General features: G+C 30.3%; 21 protein-coding genes. 7 read left to right on the top strand and 14 right to left on the bottom strand.

Features of this window, described 5'->3' with window-relative positions; translation table 11 throughout:
* Position 1: 1 nt before the first annotated feature.
* From H0I28_RS09745 to H0I28_RS09720, 6 genes are all read right to left on the bottom strand, one after another.
* Positions 2-862, bottom strand: coding sequence for an HAD family hydrolase (locus H0I28_RS09745; RefSeq protein ID WP_368384396.1), 861 nt, complete (start codon positions 860-862; stop codon positions 2-4).
* The gene (locus tag H0I28_RS09740; protein WP_218731275.1) at positions 831-1,859 is read right to left on the bottom strand and encodes a LacI family DNA-binding transcriptional regulator; all 1,029 of its coding nucleotides are present in this window, start codon (positions 1,857-1,859) and stop codon (positions 831-833) included. Before H0I28_RS09740 ends, H0I28_RS09745 begins: the two co-directional genes overlap by 32 nt.
* A gap of 62 nt (positions 1,860-1,921) precedes the next feature.
* A complete protein-coding gene (locus tag H0I28_RS09735; RefSeq protein WP_218758977.1) occupies positions 1,922-3,331 on the bottom strand; it encodes a mannosyltransferase in 1,410 nt (469 codons plus the stop codon).
* Positions 3,331-4,821, bottom strand: a complete 1,491-nt coding sequence (locus tag H0I28_RS09730) for a cellulose synthase family protein (protein ID WP_218731273.1) — start codon at positions 4,819-4,821, stop codon at positions 3,331-3,333. Before H0I28_RS09730 ends, H0I28_RS09735 begins: the two co-directional genes overlap by 1 nt.
* Entirely contained in the window at positions 4,821-5,513 is a 693-nt protein-coding gene (locus tag H0I28_RS09725) for a glycosyltransferase family 2 protein (protein ID WP_218758976.1), read from the bottom strand. Before H0I28_RS09725 ends, H0I28_RS09730 begins: the two co-directional genes overlap by 1 nt.
* Positions 5,513-5,980 carry a toxin-antitoxin system YwqK family antitoxin gene (locus H0I28_RS09720; protein WP_218758975.1) on the bottom strand — a complete coding sequence of 156 codons (468 nt, stop codon included), beginning with the start codon at positions 5,978-5,980 and terminating at the stop codon, positions 5,513-5,515. The genes H0I28_RS09725 and H0I28_RS09720 overlap by 1 nt, the downstream gene beginning before the upstream one ends.
* A gap of 232 nt (positions 5,981-6,212) precedes the next feature.
* On the opposite strand from H0I28_RS09720, the gene H0I28_RS09715 reads away from it, so the two are divergent.
* Positions 6,213-7,106 (top strand): hypothetical protein, encoded by an 894-nt coding sequence (locus H0I28_RS09715; protein WP_254712761.1) that lies wholly within the window; start codon positions 6,213-6,215, stop codon positions 7,104-7,106.
* 26 nt (positions 7,107-7,132) lie between these two features.
* Positions 7,133-8,134, top strand: a complete 1,002-nt coding sequence (locus H0I28_RS09710) for a fasciclin domain-containing protein (RefSeq protein ID WP_218758974.1) — start codon at positions 7,133-7,135, stop codon at positions 8,132-8,134.
* A gap of 645 nt (positions 8,135-8,779) precedes the next feature.
* Here H0I28_RS09710 and H0I28_RS09705 read toward each other — a convergent pair.
* Together H0I28_RS09705 and H0I28_RS09700 are read right to left on the bottom strand one after the other, a co-directional pair.
* A complete protein-coding gene (locus H0I28_RS09705) occupies positions 8,780-10,402 on the bottom strand; it encodes a 4Fe-4S dicluster domain-containing protein (protein ID WP_218731269.1) in 1,623 nt (540 codons plus the stop codon).
* 52 nt (positions 10,403-10,454) lie between these two features.
* On the bottom strand, positions 10,455-11,804 hold the full coding sequence (locus H0I28_RS09700; protein ID WP_218731268.1) for an NAD(P)/FAD-dependent oxidoreductase: 1,350 nt from the start codon (positions 11,802-11,804) through the stop codon (positions 10,455-10,457).
* 408 nt (positions 11,805-12,212) lie between these two features.
* Between H0I28_RS09700 and H0I28_RS09695 the strand changes: the two genes are divergently transcribed.
* The 4 genes from H0I28_RS09695 (at position 12,213) to H0I28_RS09680 (ending at position 16,389) form a co-directional block, all read left to right on the top strand.
* Entirely contained in the window at positions 12,213-13,217 is a 1,005-nt protein-coding gene (locus tag H0I28_RS09695) for a glycoside hydrolase (protein ID WP_218758973.1), read from the top strand.
* Positions 13,218-13,298: 81 nt separating this feature from the next.
* Positions 13,299-14,132, top strand: a complete 834-nt coding sequence (locus tag H0I28_RS09690) for a universal stress protein (RefSeq protein ID WP_218758972.1) — start codon at positions 13,299-13,301, stop codon at positions 14,130-14,132.
* 6 nt (positions 14,133-14,138) lie between these two features.
* The gene (locus H0I28_RS09685) at positions 14,139-15,542 is read left to right on the top strand and encodes a hypothetical protein (RefSeq protein ID WP_218758971.1); all 1,404 of its coding nucleotides are present in this window, start codon (positions 14,139-14,141) and stop codon (positions 15,540-15,542) included.
* Between the two features lie 115 nt (positions 15,543-15,657).
* Positions 15,658-16,389: a metallophosphoesterase family protein gene (locus tag H0I28_RS09680; RefSeq protein ID WP_218758970.1), complete on the top strand. Its 732-nt coding sequence runs from the start codon at positions 15,658-15,660 to the stop codon at positions 16,387-16,389.
* Positions 16,390-16,642: 253 nt separating this feature from the next.
* Here the strand turns inward: H0I28_RS09680 and H0I28_RS09675 are convergent, their stop codons facing one another.
* Entirely contained in the window at positions 16,643-18,736 is a 2,094-nt protein-coding gene (locus H0I28_RS09675) for a S46 family peptidase (protein ID WP_218758969.1), read from the bottom strand.
* A 38-nt stretch (positions 18,737-18,774) separates the two neighbouring features.
* Positions 18,775-19,659, bottom strand: a complete 885-nt coding sequence (locus H0I28_RS09670; RefSeq protein ID WP_218758968.1) for a sterol desaturase family protein — start codon at positions 19,657-19,659, stop codon at positions 18,775-18,777.
* A gap of 218 nt (positions 19,660-19,877) precedes the next feature.
* On the opposite strand from H0I28_RS09670, the gene H0I28_RS09665 reads away from it, so the two are divergent.
* Positions 19,878-21,272, top strand: coding sequence for a hypothetical protein (locus H0I28_RS09665; protein ID WP_218758967.1), 1,395 nt, complete (start codon positions 19,878-19,880; stop codon positions 21,270-21,272).
* A gap of 100 nt (positions 21,273-21,372) precedes the next feature.
* Here the strand turns inward: H0I28_RS09665 and H0I28_RS09660 are convergent, their stop codons facing one another.
* The 4 genes from H0I28_RS09660 to H0I28_RS09645 all read right to left on the bottom strand — a co-directional run bounded on the left by H0I28_RS09660 (position 21,373) and on the right by H0I28_RS09645 (position 24,385).
* Complete coding sequence (locus H0I28_RS09660; protein WP_218758966.1) at positions 21,373-22,188, bottom strand: purine-nucleoside phosphorylase; 816 nt, start codon at positions 22,186-22,188, stop codon at positions 21,373-21,375.
* 71 nt (positions 22,189-22,259) lie between these two features.
* On the bottom strand, positions 22,260-22,877 hold the full coding sequence (locus H0I28_RS09655; protein ID WP_218758965.1) for a TIGR04282 family arsenosugar biosynthesis glycosyltransferase: 618 nt from the start codon (positions 22,875-22,877) through the stop codon (positions 22,260-22,262).
* A gap of 138 nt (positions 22,878-23,015) precedes the next feature.
* The gene (locus H0I28_RS09650) at positions 23,016-23,501 is read right to left on the bottom strand and encodes a rhodanese-like domain-containing protein (RefSeq protein WP_218758964.1); all 486 of its coding nucleotides are present in this window, start codon (positions 23,499-23,501) and stop codon (positions 23,016-23,018) included.
* A 173-nt stretch (positions 23,502-23,674) separates the two neighbouring features.
* Entirely contained in the window at positions 23,675-24,385 is a 711-nt protein-coding gene (locus H0I28_RS09645; RefSeq protein ID WP_218758963.1) for a DUF547 domain-containing protein, read from the bottom strand.
* Positions 24,386-24,535: the final 150 nt, after the last annotated feature.

Raw genomic sequence — 24,535 nt, 5'->3', positions numbered from 1 at the left:
GTTATTTAGCTTCTATTAATTGTGTTAGTACCTTTTCTACGCCATAATTATCATTACTTTCGGTAGCGTAATTAGCAATTTTGGTAATGTCTTTATGAGCATTTTTCATAGAAAAACTAAAATCGGCTTCTCTTAACATTTCTATATCATTATGGTAATCACCAAAAACCATCGTTTCTTCTTTGGTAATATTTAAGATTTGTTGAACCTTTCTTAAAGCATTTCCTTTATTTGATTTTTTATCAGAAATATCTAACCAGTTTTTTCCTGAGATTTTAATTAATAAGTCTTCATCAAAATCTTTTATAAGTGGGTATACGTATTGTTCTGAAGATGTAAAATGATAAATTGCTACTTTTAAGAAATCCTCTTTGTCTATAACGCTATATAAATCATCTACAATTTGGTATTTGGTATAATATTCTTGAAACAAATCAATAAAATCTTCATCTTTAGAATCTATAAATGCCCCATTTTTTCCACACAAAACTACATGAGAGTTTTCTATACTATTTAAAATCGGAAGAATTTTTTTAATTTTTTCTGCAGAAAGTAAATTTATGACTAATAAGTCATCATTTTTTTTTGCAATTCCACCATTTTCTGCAATTACATAAATATCATTTTTAATGGCATCTAGTTTAGAAACGATACTATTATATTGTCTTCCGCTTGCAGCGCAAAAAGTAATGTTTTTTTCTTTCAGTTGTTTAAATAAGTCAAAGAATAAGGTACTTACTTCACCTTTTGAGTTTAGTAATGTTCCATCCATATCAGAAACTACTAATTTTACTTTAGATAAATTCATTGTGCTGTAAATAGATGTGGAATTATAATATGTTTTTAGTAGAATTTCTTTCAACTAAATCTGTCTTAACAATAACAGTTTCATGCTTTTTCTTCACCTTAGACTTGTCTTCTAGTCTGTTTATAAGCATTTCTGCAGCAGTTGCTCCCATAATTTCTCCGTGTTGGCTAACAGTAGTCATTCTTGGGCTAGAGTGTCTTGCTAAGATTCCGTTAGAAAAGGAAATAACAGAAAAGTTTTCTGGAATTTTATGTCCTTGTTTTATAGCTACTTTCATTGCTGCAATAGCAGAAGATTCGTCTGTAGCAATAACACTATCTATAGTGTTGTCTTTAAAAATAGGAGTTAAAATATTCTCGTAGTTTTTATAATTGTCATCAATATTTATGATGAGGTTTTTTTCGGCTTTAAGATTGTAATCTTCTAAACCTTTTAAATAACCTAATTGTCTTCTTCTTCCAATATCTAAATTATTCATTGTAGAAATAAAGGCAATGTTTTTATGACCAGATTTTACTAAATAAGAAACGGTACTTCTAGCACTGTCAAAATTATCTGTAACCACCTTGTCACATTTTAATTTTTCAGCAACTCTATCAAACATAACTATAGGAGTCGCATTGTCTAAAACTTCTTGAAAGTGTTTATAATCTCCTTTAGAAACGGTTTCTTCTGCAAGCGATAATATAAAACCATCGATACTTCCGTTAGAAAGCATTTCAATAGTTTCTACTTCTTTCTTAAAAGACTCATTAGAAATACATGAAATTATTTTATAACCTCTGTCGTTGGCAACTTTTTCGATACCGTTAAATACCTGCGCAAAAAAATAGTTTAACATATTCGGAATGATAATTCCGATAGTTTTGGTCTGTCTATTCTTTAAACTTAGTGCATTAAAGTTAGGTTTGTAGTTTTTCTCTTTCGCGTATTTTTGAATTTTATCTTTTGTACTTACGCTAATTTCATAACTGTCGTTAAGTGCTTTAGAAACAGTAGAAATAGAAACATTAAATTCTTTAGCAATGTCTTTTATGGTAAGTCTTTTCATATTAGATTCAAAAATTAAAGACTAAAATACAAAATTCCAATCATAGTTATGATATAAAATAATTATTTTACAATTTTATAATATTTACGGTTCTTTAGAAGTTCAAAAATAAGAAATCCATAGAGGATAACGTATTCTATACCAACGAACCACAGGTTTTCTTTCCAAGGATTGTTTGCATAGGCTTGATAACTAAAAATAATTACAATTGTCCAGATTATTGGAAAGCGATACTTCGTAAAAACGGATAAAACTAAAGGTGTTGCCAAATACCAAGGATGTACGGTTGTTGCCGTGAAATAATAAAAACACAATGCAAATAACATTGCTGTGATTAATGGAATTAAAGAGTTGTTTTTTCTAAAAAAAGTGATTATTACTAAAAATAATATCGTTAAAATGGGAGTGGTTTTCCCAATAATTGCAATCTCATTATAACCTCTAAATAGGTAACCAATTTCTCTGAAAATATAATAGAAACTTGCATTAAATTCAAAATTACGAAACCATAAACCAACAGAATTAGCATAATTATTAACGAATTCAGATGAGTAAAAAGGAAGAAATAGAATGATGATGGTTGATAATGTTATTGCATAAAAACCTATCAATTTTTTGATTCCCGAGAAGGCAGTAATCCATTTTAATTTTTTATCACTATAAGATTTTTTTATGCTTGTGGCATTGATCTTATTGTTTACAAACCATTGAAAAAACAAAGGTAAAAATAATAGCGGAATTAGCTTCACAGAAACAGAGCAGGCTAAAAGAACTGCGGCCCATATCCATTTTTGTTGATGTAATTTGTAAAAACTCCAAATTAAGAAAAATAACATAACTGGCTCAAAATGCAAGTTACCTGTCATTTCTATAACTATAAAGGGATTTAACGCATACAAAAAAATGTTTTTTACAGGCAAGTTTAATCCTTCTAGTAGTTTCTTTCCGAAGTACAGAATTCCAATATCAGCAAGAATAATAATCAGTCTTAAAACTACAATAGAACCAAATATACTTTTACTAGCAAACAACGCAGCTATTAAAAAACAGAGTTGGTTTATAGGAGGATAATTGGTGTAGTGGCTTCCGTTCATTTCTCCCATACCAGCATACAAATTTGATGTTTCTGCTATTGGGTGAAGACCTTGTTGAATGTAGGTTTTTGGTAACGATAAATACGGATTTAATCCTTCAAGAATCATACGTCCATCCCAAATAAATCTGTAGAAATCTTGAGATAAATTTGGGATAGCGAAGAGAAAAATCAACCTAAAAAGAATCACTAATCCAATTAAAGTTGAGATGTTTATAGATTTGCTTTTTATCAAAAAAAAGAAACAAGTAAAAAGTGAAAACCATAAAAATAAAAGTTTATAGAATTCTGTTCTTTCTAAATAATAGGCAAAAATTACATATAAAAGTGTGCTAATTAAAATTAGGAATACGTCTTTGTATTTGGTAAAAGACGACATTAAACTTTCGAGAATATTGATTTAACGAATACATAACTATACCCAATAAAAAGCATTAAGTGAAAAGGAAATAAACCGAAATCTCCACCTTGGTCTCCTACAACAAATGCACTGTACATACCAAAAACGAAATATAGAGCCAATAAACCTTCTAAAATAACATGAAAAGATGGCTTTTTCTTTATGTATTTGTTGCTTTTCCATTCTCCTTTTAATCCATTAATATTGAATTTTGGAGTTCTTATAAATTCACTTTTTTTACCTAAATGACCTTCTAAAACAGCAATTGTATTGTGTAAAGAAAACCCCATTGCAATGGAGAAAAAGGTAAAAAAAGATCCAATATATTTTATGAATTTTACAAATCCGCCACCATAAATTGCTTTAAACATAAACCAATAGCAAACAAAAAATATTAGTGAGCTTATTACAAAAAAGCTCATTACATAAAAGTATATTTTTAGATGCGCATATTCATTTTTAATGTACAACATAGGTACACTTAAAACTGCTACCAAGAAAATACATGTAAACATAGAACTGTTTAATAGGTGTAATAAACTATGAATTTTAGTTTTAAAAGGAACGTTTTTACTTTTAATAACACGTTTCATCATCTTCTGAAAATTCTCTGCACCACCTTTATTCCATCTAAATTGTTGAGATCTAGCAGCGCTAATAACTACCGGTAATTCTGCCGGTGTAACTACGTTTTCTAGGTATTTAAATTTCCAATTTTTTAATTGTGCTCTATAGCTTAAATCTAAATCTTCAGTAAGCGTGTCTCCTTCCCAGTTACCAGCATCATAAATACATTCTTTTCTCCAAAGACCAGCAGTACCATTAAAGTTAATAAAATGTCCTTGACTATTTCTACCTACTTGTTCTAACGTAAAGTGTGCGTCTAAAGCAAAAGCCTGAATTTTAGTAAGCGTAGAATAATCTCTGTTAATATGCCCCCAGCGTGTTTGAATAACACCAATTTCTGGGTCTTTAAAATAAGGAACAGTTTTGTATAACCAATCTGGTTCTGGTAAAAAATCTGCATCAAAAATAGCGATGAATTCTCCTTTGGCTGTTTTTAAACCTTCTTTTAACGCACCTGCTTTAAATCCTTGTCTATTGCTTCTTCTAGTATGCTGAATGTCTATACCAAGCGCTTGAATTTCTTTGATAAGTTTCGCAGTTATTTCTACAGATTCGTCGGTAGAATCATCTAAAACCTGAATTTCTAACTTTTCTCTTGGGTATTCTAATAACGCAATGTTTTTTAACAAGCGCTCCATTACATACAACTCATTATAAACGGGTAATTGTATGGTAATAAACGGAATCTCATTTGTATTTGAGAAATTAAATTTTTCTGAGTTATCTACTTTCTTTCTTGCTTTTAAATAGTTTAAAAGTAAATTTAATTGCGCTAATGCATACATAAAAATGAGCAATAACGATAACGAGTAAATAATTATGATAATGTATTCTATAACCACTATTTAAAACTGTATTTAAAAATCCAACCTAATATTTTAATTCCTGCAAAGATACTTCCTTTTACAGTACCTGATACCTTAGAAACGCCTATTCTATTTCTATATTTTACAGGAATTTCTACGTAACTTAATTTTTGTTTTAATGCTTTTAATTGCATTTCTACGGTCCAACCATAAGTCTTATCTACCATGTTTAGGGCTAGTAGTTTATCGTATTTTATAGCTCTAAAAGGACCTAGATCTGTATATTTTGCGCCAAAAAATAACTTCATTAAAAAGGTAGCTAGCCAATTTCCAAAGACTTGTTGCGGCGTCATAGAACCACTTTCTCTCGTATCTTTTACACGAGAACCAATTACAAAATCGATATTATCATGCAATATTGGGTGAATTAATTCTGTTAACTGTTCTGGGTAATCAGAATAATCTCCATCTAGAAATACAATAATAGTTGGTTTTGTTTCTTGCTTACTAATGTATTCCATCCCTTTTAAACATGCGTAACCGTAGCCTTTTCTTGCTTCTGTTAAAACAGTTGCACCTGCATTTTTTGCATTAACTTCTGTATTGTCTGTAGAGTTGTTGCTAATTACAATAACTTCGTTTACTATTTTAGGAATGTCGTTAATAACATTTGCTATAGAATCTTGCTCGTTATAAGCAGGTATAATTACTTTTATTAGTTGATCCATTAAAAATTTACATTTGGATTATCTTTCTTAAATATAAAATAAGATGTCCACTCTCCCGTTTTTTCGTTTGCACTATAATGTTCTGCTTTTTTTAGACGATTATTTTTATAAATCAATGCATAACCATCTTTAACACCATTTTTAAACTGAATTTTTTTCTTCTCTTTATTACTGTAAAAGGTCCACCAATTATTAGCAGAATCATTCGTATAAGTGCCTTCTTTTAATAATATATTATTTTCGGTGTAAAAGTACCAATATCCATTTTTTTTATCGTGATTAAAATGACCTTTTTTTGAAATGTTACCATTTAAATGATAAAAAGTCCAGAAATCTACCTTTTCATTATTTTGAATCCATCCTTTAGATTGTAAATTTCCTTGTGTATTAAAAATTTGAACAAATTCTTTTTCATTTTGAGCATAGGTTGAAATAAAAAAGAGACATAATGCATATTTAAGAATCATATTGTTTTTTTTGTTTATAGTTTCTTGTTCTTTAGTGAATTGAAATTAGTTAGTTACTATTTATAGGTTAATTAATAAAATACCTAAACATGTCAATCTCTTGTTTAGTCGGTTATTTCTTGTGTTTAATACATACGAAATTATTTAGTTTAAGGTTTTTTTAAAAATTTTAAAACCGCTACTTGTTTTTTTACGTAAGTATGGTGTCACTAACATTTAAAACAAAACAATTATGACAATTAAAAAAATGAATAACATTGGAACTCTTGCAGGATTATGCATGATGTTTACCACTATTTGTATGGCTCAGAGCCCAGTAAGTGGATTTATGAAAAAAACAGGAGAAGGCGCTTTGGTCTTATCTTATTCTCAAGAATCTTATAGTAAGGTATTTTTAGTACCTAATGAAGTAGACGGAGTACCTGTATTTAATGATGTAACTACAACAAGTATTTCTTTATACGGAGAAATTGGTGTAACCGATAATTTTAATATTGTATTAAATGTACCTTATATTAAATCTGAAGGAAATGCAAGTAGTGAAGTATTAGCAAATAATGGCTTTCAAAATGAAAGAAAAGGATTTCAAGATTTAAAAATTTATGCGAAGTATAAAATTCACACTTTTGATTTTGATAAAAACTCTTTATCCTTAATTGGAGCTGCTGGTTTAGAAACACCTTTAGGTAGTTACAGAGCAGATGAAGGTTTGCAATCTATTATTGCTATTGGAAATGAGTCGACTAAGTTTAGTGCTTTTGGTATTGCTACTTTTAAAAACGATTCAGGAATGTTTGCAACAGGTCAGGCTGGTTACAGTTTAAGAGGTAACGATGTTCCAAATGCTTTTATCACAGAATTAAAGTTAGGGTATGCATCCTCTAAATTTTACGTAGATGCATTTGTTGCTAACCAATTATCAGATAAAGATGGTGTAGATATTTTAGGCGAAGGTTTTGAAGGCTTTTTTCCTGCAACACGTGTAAACTATACAAGAATAGGTGTTAATGGTTTTGTGCCATTAGATGCATCTGTAGGTATAACAGCAGGAGTTAGTAGTTATGTTAGTGGTAGAAACGTTGGTAAATCTACAGGGGTTTACGGTGGTGTTGTTTACTCATTTTAATCAATCAATAAAAAATATATACAATTATGAAAAATTTATCTATATCAAAATATATATTAATGTCAGCGATGGCTATTAGTACATTAAGTTCATGTGAAACAACATCTAATTACGAAGAAGAATTACCTTCTGTAGCTAATATTGCTGTTACAAATCAAGATTTTAGTACGTTAGAAGCTGCAGCGGTAGCTGGAGGTGTTGCTGTTGTTTTAAGTAACCCTAATCCAGGAGATGCTTCTGGAGATTATACCGTTTTTGCACCAACTAATGATGCTTTTGCAAGATTGGGATTAAATGAAAATACTTTGGGAGCACTTCAAAAATCATTTTTGACGAATACATTATTATATCATGTTTCTAATGGAAATTTACTTAATTCAGCAATTTCTGCTGATGTTTCTTCAACATCTGCTCTTGGAATTGACAGACGTTTTATAACTCGTGATGGGGATACATATATTAATGGTTCTAAAATATTGGCAACCGATGTTATGGCAAGTAATGGTACTGTGCATGTAATTGATAAAGTTATGATTGCTTCTGGAGCAGATATTGTACAAACAGCAATAGCGCTTCAAACGGCTCAGGTTTTTACATCACCAGAATTAACTTATTTAGTGGAAGCTGTACTTTATGCAGATTTAGCAGGAGCACTTTCAGCTTCGGAAGGTAGCCCTTCATTTACAGTATTTGCACCTACAGACCAGGCATTTATTGATTTAGGTGCTGCATTAGGATTAACTTTTACAAAACCAGAAGATATTCGTCAATTACCAGTAGAGGTAGTAACATCTGTACTTTTAAATCATGTAATAGCAAACGATGGTAAATTTACTTCAGAGTTAAGTGAAGGAGCAGTATCTCCATTAGGAGGAGATGATTTAACTTTAGGTGCTTTTACTAATGGTACACTTACGGTTACTGGTTTAGGAAATGGTGGTGAAGTTGCAAATATGGTAATACCAGATGTACAAACAACAAATGGTATCGTTCACGTAATAGATAGAGTATTATTACCAAATCTATAATAAAATAGAGTGTTAGTTTAGTTTGATTTTTAAAGCCACAAATTTATTTTGTGGCTTTATTTTTTACAAAAAATTGATTTTTATATTCAGGAATATATGTTTAGTTTTTACTAACATAAAGAAATGCTTTTTAAATAGCATAAAAATAAGTCGTAAAGTTTACTTCTACTTCTTATTCATTAAAACGATTAAGTCAACATCGTTTACTAATAAAATTTATGAAGCATTAATGCTGCTACCTTCTTCTGGTTTGTTTTTCTAATTTAAAACTTCTTTTAGACAAACTGCAGAACAGATACCACAACCAACACAACTAGAACGTAAGATGTTTCCTCCTTTTTGTTGTGCATAAGCTCTAATATCAATTTCTAGCTCATAATTCGTAGAACAAGTTTCTATAAGAAATACATTGTCCTCTATTTATGATAATTACCAATGGTATTGTTCATGTAATAGATCGATTTTTATTATTAAATCTATAATAAAATTGAGTGTTAGTTTAGTTTAATTTATAAAGCCACAAAAATTATTTTGTGGCTTTATCTTTTTACATTCAGTAATATATGTTTCGTTTTCTTACGAACTTAAAGAAATGCTTTTCAGGATATTTTTGAATAGCTTTAAAATAAGTCGTAAAGTTTATTCTTACTTCTTATTCATCAAATCCATTAAGTCAACATCGTTTCCTAATAAGATTTCTGTAGGATTAATTCTACCCTCTTCTGGTCCGTTTTCTAATTTTAAAACTCCTCTTGGGCAAACTGCAGAACAGATACCACAACCTACACAACTAGAACGTATAATGTTTTCTCCTTTTTGTGCATAAGCTCTTACGTCAATTCCTTGCTCACAATATGTAGAACAGTTTCCACAAGAAATACATTGTCCACCATTTGTGGTAATTCTAAACCTAGATTTAAAACGCTGTACAAAACCTAAATATGCAGCCAACGGACAACCAAAACGACACCAAACTCTATTCCCAAAAATTGGGTAGAAACCAGTACCAATCACTCCCGCAAAAATAGCACCTATTAAAAAGCCATAAATATCTTGAATCGTTTGTGTCTTAATACCTAAAACTTGACTTTCTTGGGTAAAGAAAGTGTACAAAGCAAACCCAGTCATTACCAAAACAAAAATTAATACAGTATGAATTACAATACGTTCGACTCTCCAAGAAAGTAGGGTTTTACTAGAGTTTTGTCTATAAGGATCTCCTAATGTTTCTGCCAAACCACCACAACCACAAACCCAAGAACAATACCATCTTTTTCCGAAGAAATAAACCATTACAGGTACAACTACAATAGTTAAAACAACTCCCCAAACTAAAATAAATAAGCCAAAAGCACCACTAGCAAGCAGTTCTTCTAAATTCCATCTAAAGAAAAAGTCGTAATCTAAAGGAAAAGCATTTTTAAAATCATACCAAGGCATTTGAAAACGAACTAAAATTTCTGGAATTAAAAAAGCAAATACAATTTGAAAGAATAAAACAGAAGTAGTTCTTAATATTTGGTATTTATTATGACGGTATTTTATATACATTCTCACTGCCATAACTGTCATTACTGTACAGTATAAAAAACCATATAAAAACCATTGACCTGCAGGGTTTCCGCTAAGAGATTTACTAATTGGATCTACTAAATACACCCAGTTTACAATGAAATCTGGATAAAAGTAAAGTAAAATATAAAAAGTAACCAAGAATATAAAAGTAAACCAACCAATCCAACCACGGTTGGTAACTGCGCTTAAGAAAATACCATCGTTTTTAATTCCAGGTTTACCTAATAAAATTACATCAGGCACAATAAACATAAGTGCCCCAATAATACCTAAACCAAAGGTTAAAAACCAAGCTAAACCTGTATTGTCTGCAGCAAAACCTTTACCCGATTTTTTTGCAAGTTCAAAACTGATACTATGTGGTTTTCCTGAGATTTTATATTGAAATTGTTTTCCTTTTGCGTCCCAATTTTTCTCTGAATCATATTTAGCAATTAATGCATCGTAATGATTATTAGAGGTTTCGTAAGCATTGATTACACGGCTAGAGAATTGAAAAATATTTAAGTTTTCTTCTGTTACAATTGCCTTTGATAATTCTTCTTTTATAATTTCACTTTTATAGCCTTTTTCTTTTATAAAAGTATCTAATTCCGCTTGTTTTAAGTTAAACGAACCTGTGAAAACGGTAGCTATAAAGAAGGTTAATCCTGCTAAGAAGATGATTAAACCTGATTGTTTTATGAGTTTCAAAATAATTATGGGGTGTTATGAGTTAAAATTGGATTTCTTTAAACGTATTTCTTTAATTAAGAGAAAAAATACGTTTCCAACTTTTCTTTTTGGATTGAATATTGGTGTTGTTTTCTGTATTGAATTTTGCTAAAATTTCAGCTTCATGTAATTTAAAGAATTCAGGATCGAAATTAGCGTCGGCTAAATACTCTAAAACATGTTCAATAGATTGGTTTTCGGTTAACCATTTGTCAAAAATTTCATGGCGCATTCTAATTCCGAAGGTATTTATCCCTAAAAATAGATGTGTATTTTTATCAAAAGAAATGGTAATACATTTATGCTCTGTTGGATGTTGCCATTGAAAATAGGTTTCATTTTCTTGCTTACCTTTTTCGCTAAAGACCCAACCATAGGTTTGATACTCTATATCTAAAAACTTTGCAGAGTTAAACCAATGTCCAGGTTTGTAAGCTGTTTTATTGCCACAAATTGTTTGCGCTAAAGTTTCGCCCATCATTCTACCAGTGTACCAAACAGCTTCAATATTTCTACGTTGCCCAATAGCTTCGTGTTGTTCTGCACAATCTCCAATTGCAAAAACATCTTTTATATTTGTTTCTAAAAATCGATTTACTTTTACACCACGACCTAAGGCGATACCAGATTCTTTTAAGAAATCTATATTTGGAGTTACACCAGCAGTTAATCCAACCACATTACAAGGAATTTCTTCTCCAGTTTCTTCAATAATAATCGATTTTACACGTCCGTTTTCATCAGATTTAATCTCTTTTAAATTGGTGCTTAAACGTAAATCTATATGATGTTCTTTTATATGATTGTTAATCATTTCCGACTCTTGTGTAGGTAAAACCCCGTTCCAGAAACTATCTTCACGCACTAAAAAAGTAACAGGTATTTTTCTGCTTCTTAACATTTCTGCTAATTCAATACCGATTAACCCACCACCAACAATTACTGCGCGTTTACAAGCCTTGTTGTCTGGTGCAAACTTTTCTAATTTTTCTAAATCTTGTTTATGATACATACCCATAACTCCATCTAAATCTTGCCCTGGCCAGCCAAATTTATTGGGTTTAGATCCTGTTGCTATAATTAATTGATCGTAAGAAAGAGTAGATGCATCTTTAAACTCTAATTCTTTTTTGTCTGTATTTACATTACTAACAAATCCTTCTCGTAGTTCTATGCGGTTTTTTTTCCAAAACCAATTCTCGTAAGGTTGTGTATGTTCAAACTTCATGTGTCCCATGTAGACATACATAAGGGCAGTTCTAGAAAAGAAATATTTAGTTTCTGCAGAAACGATTGTTATTTTATGATCAGAATTTTTTCTGATATGTCTCGCAGTGGTAACTCCAGAAATTCCGTTACCGATTATTACAATATGCTTCATAGGGTGATTGATTCTTGAGGGTTAAGTCGAAGCTAAAGTTAAGAACTTAATCGCATAGATTAATTTAGAATGGATTTAAATAAAGAAATAGGTCTTTGTTGAATGTGATTAAGGAGAATGTTTTATTTTTTGAGTAATTTTTTTATGGATGAAAGTATCTATTAATTGTGGTTAGTACTACTTGTTTTTAGATACTTAACTAAATGATTAGCATAATTCTAGGAATGGATAAAAGAACTAATAATGATTTTGATAGTTTTCTAAAGAAATATTTAAGATCGATACAGATGCCGATTATTAAATAAAATTTAGAGAGTAAATAAGTAAGAGGAATATTTATACTATTAGTACAAAGTTTTAACATTGGTTTAAGAGCATTGTTTTATTAAATAGCTATTTTCGGGCGATATGAAAACCTATAAACTACTTTTTTTATTGTTGATATTCATTCAGTTATCATGCAATAGTCAACAGAAAAAAATAAACGGATTAAGTTTTGTTGCATCAAGAGATACAATAAATAAAACACATATAAATTCGGTCTTAGAAGCGCAAAGTAATTATGTTGCATTAATGCCATTTGGATTTATCAGAGACCTTTCTTTTCCTAAAGTTGGTTTTAATTCTAGCAGACAGTGGTTTGGAGAAACTAGAGGAGGTTTATTGCAGTATGCAGAAGAATTTCAGAAAAAGAATGTAAAAATTATGGTGAAACCTCAAATTTGGGTTGGTCATGGTTTTTTTACAGGTGATATAAAAATGGATTCTGAAGAGAACTGGAAAACATTAGAAGTTTCTTACTCAGATTTTATCTTAACCTATGCAAAAGCAGCACAAGAAATTAATGCAGACATATTTTGTATTGGTACAGAATTAGAAGATTTTGTAATGAATAGGCCAGAATATTGGCATCAATTAATTATAGAAATCAAAAAAGTTTACAAAGGGAAATTAACCTACGCTGCAAATTGGGATGAATATAAACGTGTTATGTTTTGGAAGGAATTAGACTTTATTGGTGTAGATGCTTACTTTCCTTTAAGCGATAAAAAAACACCTTCTGTGAAGGAGTTCGAATTAAGTTGGCAGCCTCACAAAAAAGAAATTTTACAAGTTCAACAGAAATTTAATAAACCTATTTTATTTACAGAGTTCGGTTACCGAAGTGTAGATTATACAGGTAAAGAACCTTGGGACGCAAATAGGGTAGAAGGTAGTGTAAATTTGCAAGCTCAGGTAAATGGTTTACAAGCAATCCATAATCAGTTTTGGAAAGAAGAATGGTTTGCAGGTGGTTTTATCTGGAAGTGGTTTCATAAACACGATAAAGTTGGTGGAAATAATGATAATAGATTTACACCACAAAATAAACCAGCAGAAGCAACAATTAGAAAATTATATCAAGAAAATTAGCAATCTAAAATATGACGAATATCCTATATATTTAGGTAATTAGCGCTTAAATTAGCATATTAACAAAAAACTACTACAACCATGAAAAAAATAATTGTACCCATAGACTTTTCTGTACATTCTGAGCATGCCTTAAAAACGGCTGCTTTGTTAGCAAAAAAATACAAAGCAACTGTTTACGCGTTGCACATGTTAGATTTACAAGAAATTTCTTTAACGGAAAGTGAAGATAATCAGCATGAAAAAGCAATTTTTTTCTTAAAATTAGCAGAAAAAAAGTTTAAAGATTTTCTGGTAAAAGATTTTTTAGAGGGGGTAAAACTTATTCCAGTTATAAAACAGTTTAAAGTTTTTAGTGAGATAAATGACATTGCAAAAGAGCTAGATGCCGATTTAATAATTATGGGATCTGAAGGTGCAAGTGGTTTAAAAGAATTTTTTGTAGGTTCTAATACAGAAAAAGTAGTAAGATTTGCAAATTTACCGGTTTTAGTTATAAAAAATGAAATGGTAAATGCTGATTTTTCAGACATTGTGGTAGCCACAGATTTTTCTGAAGAAAGTATTCCAGGATTTCAAAGAATGTTAAAAACATTAGACTTTTTAAATGCCCAAAAACATATTTTATATGTGAATTTACCAAATGAAGAATTTAAAACAACTTCTGAAATGGAAAAAATGGCAAATAATTTTTTATTGAAAGCAGAAGGAGATGTTCATAGAATGATTAATGTAAATTATGTTTGCGATAGAACTGTAGAAAAAGGGATCCTAAATTTTTCGAATGCATTAGGAGCAGATTTAATTTCTGTAATTACGCATGGTAGAAAAGGATTATCTCATATTTTTGCAGGAAGTATTGCCGAGGATATTGCAAATCATTCTACCTTGCCAATTATTACGATTAAAATTTAAAAAGATATGACTATTAAAAATTTTTTGAGAACAGTTTTTGTTTGCTTTTTTTTATTTTCTTGTACCGAAGATAATGATATTACTGTTCCAAGAAATTTACAGGAATATATAGATACTTCATCAAATACAGATTTAGGAGACGTTTTTGCATATGCAGCAAGTGCAAGTGGAGACACTAGTACAACATATATATATGCTGCACCAGGAGAAGGAGCTACGGATATTAGATATTATGAAGCAGATAGCCTAAATGTAGATCAATTAGATTTTTCTAATTACAGAAGACAGAACCTAACTGCAACTAATGTTTATGAAGGAGAATTGAAGCGTTTTTCAAGGTCTGGTTCCGAAGAAAATTGGTGTATCGTTACCTATATGTTAGATGGTGATTTGCATAAATCGAATCCAATTCGTTTAAAAAATGCAACAAACCCAACAAGTTGGACGGATGAAGTTACTATAGAATATCCAACAACAATAACCCCAAAATTCACTTGGTCAGATTTTGGAGTGAGTGATAATGTAATTTATTTTGAAGCTATTTCTGAAGTAGACGATGAAACTTTTGTTTCCGGAACATATACTTTAGATAAAACATTTCAATATTATGACACGTCTAATGTAGAGAGTTCTTTAAACGTTTCTGGAACGCCTGATGATTTGGTAGAAGACACAGAGTATCTTTTTACAATGATGGCAATTAGTGATGATTATTGGGTAAATACTGTAATTCTAGAATCATTTGTACCAAGAAATTTGGAAGAGTATGTGGCTTTAAATTCAACAAAAACAATTGAAAGTGCGCTAGCTTTTGCAGCAAGTAGTAGTGGTTCCCAGAGTCTTTCTTATATTTATTATGATTTCTTAATAGGTTCTTCTGCCATGAGGTATTATGAAACAGATAATACGTTGGTAGATGAAACAGATTTTTCTAATTATAGAAGAAAAATGCTGACAGATGAAGCTGTTTATGGAGGTGAACTTAGAAGGTACAATAGAACAGATGATTCAGAAAGTTGGTGTATTGTTACGTATGTTATTAATGAAACATTACATATTTCTAATCCAGTAAAAATTAAAAATCAAACAAGACCTACAGAATGGTTTACCGATCTTACCATAGATTCGAGTGAATCATTAATGCCGATATTTACTTGGACGGATGGTTCTTATTTAGAAAATGTTGAATATTTAGAAATAATTACGGATGCTGATAGTGATTTTTTATCCGGAACTTTTACAGAGGATAAATTGTTTCAATATTATGACACTTCTAACGTTACTTCAAAAATAAATTTAGATACACCAGCAGCATTAATTTTAAATGAAGATTATAAAATTACTGTAATGGGTTTAAGTGATGATTTTTGGGTAAACCTGATGATACAAGAAACTTTTACTGCAGAATAATGAGGTTTGGAGATCTTTAAAAGTATTTCTAAAAAGTAAGATTAGTAATCTAAATTTAATCTTACAATTCTTGTTCTCTTATAAAAATACTTAGTTTTGTCAAAAACAAATTTAAATGAGAACTTTTGCAATTGGAGATATTCATGGAGGATTAAAAGCATTAATTCAGGTTTTAAATAAGCTTGAATTAAGAGATGGAGATAGAATTATTTTCATGGGAGACTATGTAGATGGTTGGAGTGAATCTGCACAAGTTGTTGCGCTTTTACTAGAGTTGTCTCAAAAATTCGACTGTGTTTTTATCAAAGGAAATCATGATGTTTGGTGTCAGAATTGGTTAAAAGATGCGAATGATGTAAATCCTATTTGGTTTTTACACGGAGGTAAAGAAACCATGGAAAGTTATGCAGGCTTCTCTATTGAAGAGAAACAGCAACACCTTACTTTTTTTGAAAACTTACCATTATATCATATAGATACAGAAAATAGATTGTTTTTACATGCTGGTTTTACTTCTTTACATGGCGTAGAAAAAGAGCAATTTAAAGAGTTGTTTTATTTAGATAGATCATTGTGGGAGATGCTTTTAGCTTTAGATTCTAAAATCGAAAAAGATTCTTTATTCTATCCGAAAAGAATACAACACTATAAAGAAATTTACATTGGTCATACGCCAACAACAAACTACAATGAACCAAACCCAATAAACATTGCAAATGTTTGGAATGTTGATACAGGTGCCGCTTTTAAGGGAAAGGTTACTGGCTTAAATATTGACACCAAAGAATTTGTACAAAGTGATAGTTTACCAAGTTTGTACCCTAATGAAAAAGGTAGAAATAAGTAAAACCTTTATTTTCTTAAAGAGTTATAATTGTCATTCTGAATGAGGAACGAAGAGGAATCTCATAGTTCAAGTTATTTTTTTAGAATGTGTTAGTGTATTGAGTCATTTCAAAAAGGAATAACTTCGAAACCTACAATGTAGTATTACTATTTAGTGACAGAAATACACTGAATTTTCAACACAAAAAAAAGGTTTAAGAAACATGAAAATAAATGTTTCTTAAACCTTTTTTAATACTTAATATATACTTTAATTATTTGCCTTTCTTCGGGTGTACTATAGTCATTTCATCTATTAAATGAGTCGCTCCAGCATATTTATCAACAATAAATAATACATATCTAACATCAACCATAATGTTTCTACAGATTTCAGGGTCGTAGTTCATATCACTCATGGTTCCTTCCCAAACTCTATCAAAATTTAGACCGACTAAGTTTCCTTCAGCATCTATTGCAGGACTTCCAGAATTACCACCTGTGGTGTGATTTGTACCTAAAAAACAAACGGGAACTTTACCATTTTTATCAGCATATTGTCCGTAATCTTTTGTTTTATGAAGTTCACGCAATTTTTCTGGAACATCAAATTCATAATCTCCAGGAACATATTTTTCAATAACTCCATCTAAATAACTAACAGGATTATAGTAAACGGCATCTCTAGGCGCATAACCTCTTACTTGTCCGTAAGTAACACGTAAAGTACTGTTTGCATCCGGAAAATAACGCGCATTTGGCAATGCTTCCATCAATGCTTTCATGTAGGTTTTTTGCAAAGCTACAATCGGTTCGTTTTTTAGTTGATATTCTCTATTCAGATCCTTATAAAATGCTTCAATCATTGGTTTTGCATATTGATATGCAGCATCATTATTCAAGTTTTTAAGCACCTTTTTAGCTTTTCCATCAAACAATTGTAAAGCGGTATCTAGATTTGTAAAAGCTGTTTTTTCATAAATACTAGCATCAACTTTATCGTTATAGAAAGGCATTACATTTTCGAACACACCTTTGTCTACACCTAGATCATAATTTTTGTGAATGCCTTTTAAAGTGCTTTCTATAGTAGCTTTTGCTTTGTCAAAAGACTTTGGATCTTTATTAATAGCTTGCTCAAATTGATATGCTCTAAAAGTCATGCTCATTAGCTCATTGGTCACCAAAAAGACTTCAATAAAGTTTCTTCTTTTGATGTTGATAGGAGCAAACTCTTTATACAAACGATCAAATTCAGGAAGAATATTTCCATACTTTTCTGTTAAGTTTTTTTCTGCCAAGGCTTTTGTAAATGTAGCTTCAAAAGCTTGTCTTTTTTCTACGGCGTTACTTTTTTGGATTCCTAAATTTTCTCCAATCCATTTTTTCCAAGAATTTGCAATTCCGGCTTGTTTAGAAGCATATTTAATACGAACTTCATCACTCTCTTTCATTTTTGCATCAATAACCTTTAATGCAGCTTCTCTAATGGCAATATTTGTTGGGTTGTATTCTTCAGTAATATGTTTAATTGCAGCAGCAGGTAAGTATTCATCTGTGGTTCCTGGAAAACCAAAAACTAAGGTAAAATCTCCTTCTTCTACACCGTCTAAAGAAATTGGTAAAAAGTGTTTTGTTGTATAAGGTACGTTGTCTTTACTGTATTTTGCAGGGCGATTATTTGCATCTGCATAAATTCTGAACATAGAAAAATCTCCAGTATGTCTAGGAAAAACCCAGTTATCTGTGTCGCTACCAAATTTACCGATACTTGTTGGTGGTGCACCCACTAAACGAATATCCTCAAAACGTTCTGTCACAAATAAAAAGAATTGATTTCCTTGAAAAAAGGATTTTATTTTGGTTTGTTGCCAAGCTTCTTTAGTGATTGTTTTTTGTAAAGCATTCCCATTTTTTGTAATGATAGATTGTTTTTCTCTTTCAGTTAAAGAATCATTTACACCTGCAAGAACGCTGTCTGTAACATCTTCAATACGCACAATAAACTCGATATATAAACCTGGGTTTGGTAATTCTTGCTCTAAATTCATTGCCCAAAAACCATCTTTTAAATAATCATTTTCTAAGGTAGAATGAGATTGAATTTGACCAAAACCACAATGGTGATTGGTTAAAATTAAACCTTTTGGAGAAATAATTTCACTAGTACAGCCTCCGTTAAAATGCCCAATAGCATCTTTTAAACTAGAATTGTTTACGTCGTAAATGTCTTTTGCTGTTAATTTACTTCCTAAAGAAGTCATTTCTTGTTCGTTCATTCCTTCTAAAAGCGAAGGAATCCACATACCTCCTTGTTGCGCAGAAACCTGTACAAAAAGGAATAAAAATAGAATTTTAATATATTTCATATAGTTGATTTTAAAAAGTGATAAAGATACAAAAAGAGTTACTTTTTTACTATAGGATATAGTTCTTGTTCTATGAAGTTTTTAGGAAATTCTTCATCACCTTCAAAACCTAATTCGATATCTCTACCAGAATATGGAATGTAGTTTGTTTTAAAAATATAATCCCAAATACTTAATGTAATTCCGAAGTTTACACCATTTTTTCTGTCTTCAGGCAATACTTTAACATGATGCCAAATATGCATTTTCGGATTGTTTAAAATGTATTTTAACCAACCGTAATCCCAATTAATGTTTGCGTGGTTTAAATGCCCAATAAAAATGTTAAAAAAGTGGACTATAGCTACGTCTTGTGCAGAAAATCCACCAATAATTGCTAACGGAATGTATTTTAAAGAACTGTAAACTACAGGTTCCATCCAGTGGTAACGTAGATGTGCGGCAAAGCCCATTTCTTTTACTGAGTGATGCACTTTGTGGAAATTCCAAAGAAACTCGAATGTGTGTAGTAATCTATGTGTCCACCATTGTACAAAATCAACAACAATGAAAAAGATAAAAATACGTGCAAAATATGGTAGGTTATTAATTTCTAATAATTGAAAATTTGCAATTGACAAACCTACAATTCCTAAAATATCATTAAACAATTCTGCTGCCGAATTAGATAAGGCAATAAGGACAATTAAATTCAAAATAAAGAAATTGAAAAACATGTAAAAAGTGTCTAACCAAAAGTCTTTTCTAAATAATGATTGGTTTTTGCGCCAAGGAAAAATAGCTTCTAATCCCCAAACTACTAAAGAAATAATAATTAATCCGTAGAAATAGTTTTCCCAATTGAGGTCCATTAAAACAGATTGTTTTACGTAATTCCAATAATCGGAATAGGAGTTTTTTATAATGTCTAAGTATTTGTTCATAATCTAAAGATGGCATTTGCAACATCGTTTATAAGAAGTCTATTTTTAATTTAAAAACTTACCCGAAAAGAAATATTTAAAAAGGGTATTGGTATTGCTAAAATAAAACAATAAGGACTTAAAATATAGTAAATTCTCAAACAAAATAATTATCTTCATATCCGCAAAATTCATTGTCTGTAATCAATAAAAAACTTTTTTTAAAAAAGTAAAAGTGTATGAAGAATATAATTTTAAACATATTTAGTCTTTTATTAATTGGGTTATCTGCAAACTCTCAAACGAAAGTTTATTATGTAGCGTTAAAAAAAGATGTAAAAATACCTGCACTTCCAATAAAGGAATACAAAGGTGAAAAGGGGCAAACACTTGGAGAAAAAATAGCAGTTTACCCAGATATAGAATTTCAAGAAATTACAGGTATTGGTGGTGCGTTTAATGAAATTGGTGGACTAGCATTAATGTCATTACCAGAAGAAAGTAGAGAAAACGTTATGAGTAATCTTTTTAGTAAAGACCAAGCTCAGTTTTCATTTTGTAGAACTGCAATTGGGGCTAGTGATTTTGGCACAAATGCCTATAGTTATGCCGAAGTACCTAATGATTATGCAATGGAACATTTTTCTATCAAAAGAGAAGAAAAAAGTGTGATTCCATATATTAAACTTGCTCAAAAGTACAATCCGAATTTAAAATTATTTGCTTCTCCATGGAGTCCTCCAGGATGGATGAAATATTCGGGTCTGATGGATCAAGGAAAGGAAAATGCAGCAGAAAACAAATTAAAAGACGATCCTAAAATTTACAAAGCGTATGCTTCTTATTTTGCTAAATATGTATCCGCTTATAAAAAAGAAGGAATTGATGTACATAAAATTTTAATTCAGAACGAAACAGATATTAGTACAAAATACCCTTCTTGTGTAATGCAACCAGAACAGATGTATAAATTTATAGCTTCTTATTTGCGTCCAGAGTTTGATGATAAAAACATTAAAACTGAAATTTGGGCAGGTACTTTCCGTACTTATGGAGCCTTAGATGCCTTAGAGTTTGCAAACAAAGATGCGTACCTTAACGTTGTAGATGGTATTGGCATACAGTATACCAATACAAAATTTATAAGTGATATGAACTTGTTGGTGAATAATAAGCCAACAATGCATACTGAAGGCGTTTGTTACAATGGAAAAAATACAGTAGAGCAAGCTTTTAAAAGATTAGGAGAGGTTGCTTCTTATATAAATTACGGAATCTCTAATTACTGTTATTGGAATATGGTTTTAAACGAAACCGGAGAAAGTGGATGGAATTGGAAACAGAATAGTCTTATTAATATTGATAGAGAAAAACAAGAGGTTACCTATAATCCTGATTATGCTGTAATGGCATTGCTTAGTAAATATATGCAACCAGGAGCAAAAAGGATTGCTTCTTTTTCTAAAGGAACAATTATTTCTCTAAAGAAAGACAATACCGTGTTTTTATTTGTTCAAAACAAAACGAATACAGCAAAAAAATATCAATGTGTAGAAAAAGGAGAAACGGTTGCTATTGCTACGATTCCTGCAAATTCAGTCGCTGTAATTACTTATAATAGCAAGAAGCTATAATGGTATAAAGTGCTTGTTGGTTGAAAGTGAATCAAAAAAAACTCCTAATTCTATTTTAATTATTGAATTAGGAGTTTTTTTATAATGTCTAAGTGTTTATTTATAACACTTTAATTACTTCTTTAAACAGCGTAATCATTTTAGGTTCTGCTTTACCTGCAATGGCAATAATTTCTGAAATATCTACAGGTTGTAAGTTTTTAGGATCACATTCATCCGTTAATACAGAAATGGCTGCACAAGGTAAGTTGAGTTGTTTTGCAACAATAACTTCTGGTACGGTACTCATACCAACGGCATCAGTTTCTAAAATTTGCAACATTCTATATTCTGCCCTAGTTTCTAATTGAGGACCTAAAACACTTGTATAAACACCTTCGTGTAATAATATATCTTGCTCTTTGGCAACTGCAATAATTTTAGTATTTATTTCTTTAGAATACGGTTCTAACATATCTGCAAAAATATTTCCAAAAGTATTGGCTCCTTTAAAAGCTAAAGGAGAACTTCCTTGTAAATTAATATGATCGTTTATCAGCATTAAATCTCCTTTTTTATAAGTAAGATTAATGGCTCCTGCGGCATTAGAAACTAATAAGTTTTTAATACCTAAACCGTGCATCGTTCTAATTCCGTAAGTAACTTCCCAAGCATTATAACCTTCATATAAATGAAAACGTCCAGCCATTACAAGTACCATTTTTCCAGACAATTCTCCGTAAATTAATTTACCAGAATGAAACTCTACGGTTGCTACCGGAAAATTTGGAATATCTGAATACGAAATTTCTTTTTCTATTGAAATTTCGTCAACTAGCTTTCCTAACCCTGTTCCTAAAACAATTCCGATTTCTGGGGTTGTAATTCCGTTTGATTTTAAAAAATCGATGGTTTCTTGTAATTGTTGTTTTTTCATCTTGTTGTCTGGTCGAACGCAGTCGCGACCTAAATTATATTCCCTTTCGACTGAACTAGAGAGAAAACTTGTTATTGTAAAAAATGTTGAAATGCAGGATGATGCTCTATGTCTTCAAAAACATCAACATCATTTAATTCCTCTAACAAAAATACTGCTTTATCTTGTAAATCTGTTAATGTATCTTTTCTAACTGAAGCCGTTCCCCAGTCTTTATTTTTAAAGATGTTTTCTTGTAAAGCATTCATACCTAAAAGATAATAACCGCCGTCTTCTGCAGGCCCTAAAACCACATCGTTTGTGTCTAGTTTTTTGAATGCGTTTTCTATGTTTTTTGATGTTAAATCATACAAATCACTACCAATAATCATAACTTTTTTATAACCCGCATCAAAACTATTTTTAAAAGCGTTTAACATTCTAATGCCCAAGTCTTCTCCAACTTGTTGGTGTTTTTGATAGCTATTTGCATCCCAAATATCGTTTTCTCTAATTTTTACTGAATAATAAACGGCTTTATCGGATGTTACTTCAGAGGAAATATTACGTGTTTTTTCTAATAAAAATTTATAGATTTCTAAAGCTTTTTCATCACCAACTGTTTTAGCTAAACGTGTTTTAGCTTTGCCTAACTCCGGGTTTCTGGTAAAGATTAATAATAAATTTTTACTATTTATTTTATTTTCCATTAATGTATCAAGTTTTCACCACATGGAAGCATAGAGATTATAGACTATGTTTTAATGTGATAAGATTTTTTTTAATATATTTTTATTTTAAGCACAAGAGTGATCTCTGAAAACTAGAACTGTTTACTGAAAAAATTTTTAATAAACTTTCTCTCCTTTTGTAAGCCATTTGCTCCATTCTTTATTATAAGTGTGGACTTTTTCTGTCGTATTCCCTAAGGTATCCATTACTTGAAAACCGTTATTTTTCCACTCAAAAATTCCTCCGTACAAATTGTAAACATTTGTATAGCCTTTTTCTATAATTCGATGTGCAATAATTTCTGAACGGACACCAACAGAACAATACACCACAATTTTTGCATCTCTATTTTTAGGTAATTTATCTACTGTTTCGCTGATGTTAAAATGATCAAAACCAACAAGTATCGCATTTTTTAAATGACTGACATTGTATTCCTTTGGCTCCCTAGCGTCTAAAAGAAAAGTTTTTGTAGTTGCTAATGTATCTACAGAAATATAAGGAACATTGTTCTTGTTGAATTTGTTTAACAACTTATCTAACTTCTTTTGTGCAGATAGCGTTGATGTTATCAGTAGAAAAAGAATTAAAAATTTCTTCATTATATATTTATTCCTTTGGTAGACGTTATTTCAATTTAACTTCGATAACGATTTTTTTACAATAGAGAAAGAACTTGTTTCCAAGTTCTTTGTTGTGTTTTACGATTCTTTCAAATTATATTTAATGTGCAACATCATAATCTTTTTTGATGTTTATTTGAAAAATAAAAATACTATTTTCCGTTTAATGACCAATCATATTTTAGATAACTAATTTTAGCTTTTGGGCTAATTTTAGTTTCTGAATATTTATTTAAAAAATCGATAATTGTACCTTTTTTGATAAAATCTTCTTTAAACCAATCGAAAATAGAAGATATTTGAATGTTGTTTTCTGTAATTTTATTTCTTGAAGTATCGTTTACAAAAACTTTCATTAAATGCGTTAATTCTGCTTCTATATTTTTTTCTGTAAATGCTTTGTTTCCTAATTTAGGACAAGAACCAGAAGCACAATTTACACCAACATGTATTTTGGGGTCCGAGAATTTTTTTCTTAAAATGGTATGTTCTATATGATCTAAAGTATAGGTTTTTCCACCAACTTTAGCAAACGGTATTTTCCAAGCAATAAGTCCATTTTCTTTGATGTTTGTAATACTTTTTAAAGGATAATTGTCTAAAATAAGTTTAAGAGTATAGGCGTTATAGGCGTTTATCCAAAATGCTTTTTGTTTGTTTTTTGACCATGAATTATCTGGAGTTGTTTTTTCTAAATAAGAAATATAACTATTTAATTCTGATGGATTTTGTTTCAGTGATTTGTAATCTACAACTCCGTCTTTGGTTACGTTATTTTGTAACAAATTATGAAATATTGCTGTTTGCGCATTTGTATTTGATAATGCAAAAAGAGTGACGATTACTATAAGTATTTTTTTCATTGTTTTTTGTTTTCTAATTATATAGACGAAATTTTTTTAAGTTGATTACAATAATAGCTGATAATTTAGTTATTTGATATTATTTTTACAAGTAGTTCTTTTAGTACATTAAAAATATAAATATTTATAGATTAATAACTACAAAACTAC

It is taken from the genome of Polaribacter sp. AHE13PA (genome assembly GCF_019278505.1).
Taxonomy (GTDB): domain Bacteria; phylum Bacteroidota; class Bacteroidia; order Flavobacteriales; family Flavobacteriaceae; genus Polaribacter.
This window is presented reverse-complemented; position numbering and strand designations above follow the sequence as displayed.

What these genes read in the sequence shown, in the direction of transcription:
- H0I28_RS09740 (WP_218731275.1), bottom strand. Translation starts at nt 1,859, where the DNA reads ATGAAAAGACTTACCATAAAAGACATTGCTAAAGAATTTAATGTTTCT.
- H0I28_RS09735 (WP_218758977.1), bottom strand. Translation starts at nt 3,331, where the DNA reads ATGTCGTCTTTTACCAAATACAAAGACGTATTCCTAATTTTAATTAGC.
- H0I28_RS09725 (WP_218758976.1), bottom strand. Translation starts at nt 5,513, where the DNA reads ATGGATCAACTAATAAAAGTAATTATACCTGCTTATAACGAGCAAGAT.
- H0I28_RS09720 (WP_218758975.1), bottom strand. Translation starts at nt 5,980, where the DNA reads ATGATTCTTAAATATGCATTATGTCTCTTTTTTATTTCAACCTATGCT.
- H0I28_RS09715 (WP_254712761.1), top strand. Translation starts at nt 6,213, where the DNA reads ATGACAATTAAAAAAATGAATAACATTGGAACTCTTGCAGGATTATGC.
- H0I28_RS09710 (WP_218758974.1), top strand. Translation starts at nt 7,133, where the DNA reads ATGAAAAATTTATCTATATCAAAATATATATTAATGTCAGCGATGGCT.
- H0I28_RS09700 (WP_218731268.1), bottom strand. Translation starts at nt 11,804, where the DNA reads ATGAAGCATATTGTAATAATCGGTAACGGAATTTCTGGAGTTACCACT.
- H0I28_RS09695 (WP_218758973.1), top strand. Translation starts at nt 12,213, where the DNA reads ATGAAAACCTATAAACTACTTTTTTTATTGTTGATATTCATTCAGTTA.
- H0I28_RS09690 (WP_218758972.1), top strand. Translation starts at nt 13,299, where the DNA reads ATGAAAAAAATAATTGTACCCATAGACTTTTCTGTACATTCTGAGCAT.
- H0I28_RS09685 (WP_218758971.1), top strand. Translation starts at nt 14,139, where the DNA reads ATGACTATTAAAAATTTTTTGAGAACAGTTTTTGTTTGCTTTTTTTTA.
- H0I28_RS09680 (WP_218758970.1), top strand. Translation starts at nt 15,658, where the DNA reads ATGAGAACTTTTGCAATTGGAGATATTCATGGAGGATTAAAAGCATTA.
- H0I28_RS09675 (WP_218758969.1), bottom strand. Translation starts at nt 18,736, where the DNA reads ATGAAATATATTAAAATTCTATTTTTATTCCTTTTTGTACAGGTTTCT.
- H0I28_RS09670 (WP_218758968.1), bottom strand. Translation starts at nt 19,659, where the DNA reads ATGAACAAATACTTAGACATTATAAAAAACTCCTATTCCGATTATTGG.
- H0I28_RS09665 (WP_218758967.1), top strand. Translation starts at nt 19,878, where the DNA reads ATGAAGAATATAATTTTAAACATATTTAGTCTTTTATTAATTGGGTTA.
- H0I28_RS09660 (WP_218758966.1), bottom strand. Translation starts at nt 22,188, where the DNA reads ATGAAAAAACAACAATTACAAGAAACCATCGATTTTTTAAAATCAAAC.
- H0I28_RS09655 (WP_218758965.1), bottom strand. Translation starts at nt 22,877, where the DNA reads ATGGAAAATAAAATAAATAGTAAAAATTTATTATTAATCTTTACCAGA.
- H0I28_RS09650 (WP_218758964.1), bottom strand. Translation starts at nt 23,501, where the DNA reads ATGAAGAAATTTTTAATTCTTTTTCTACTGATAACATCAACGCTATCT.
- H0I28_RS09645 (WP_218758963.1), bottom strand. Translation starts at nt 24,385, where the DNA reads ATGAAAAAAATACTTATAGTAATCGTCACTCTTTTTGCATTATCAAAT.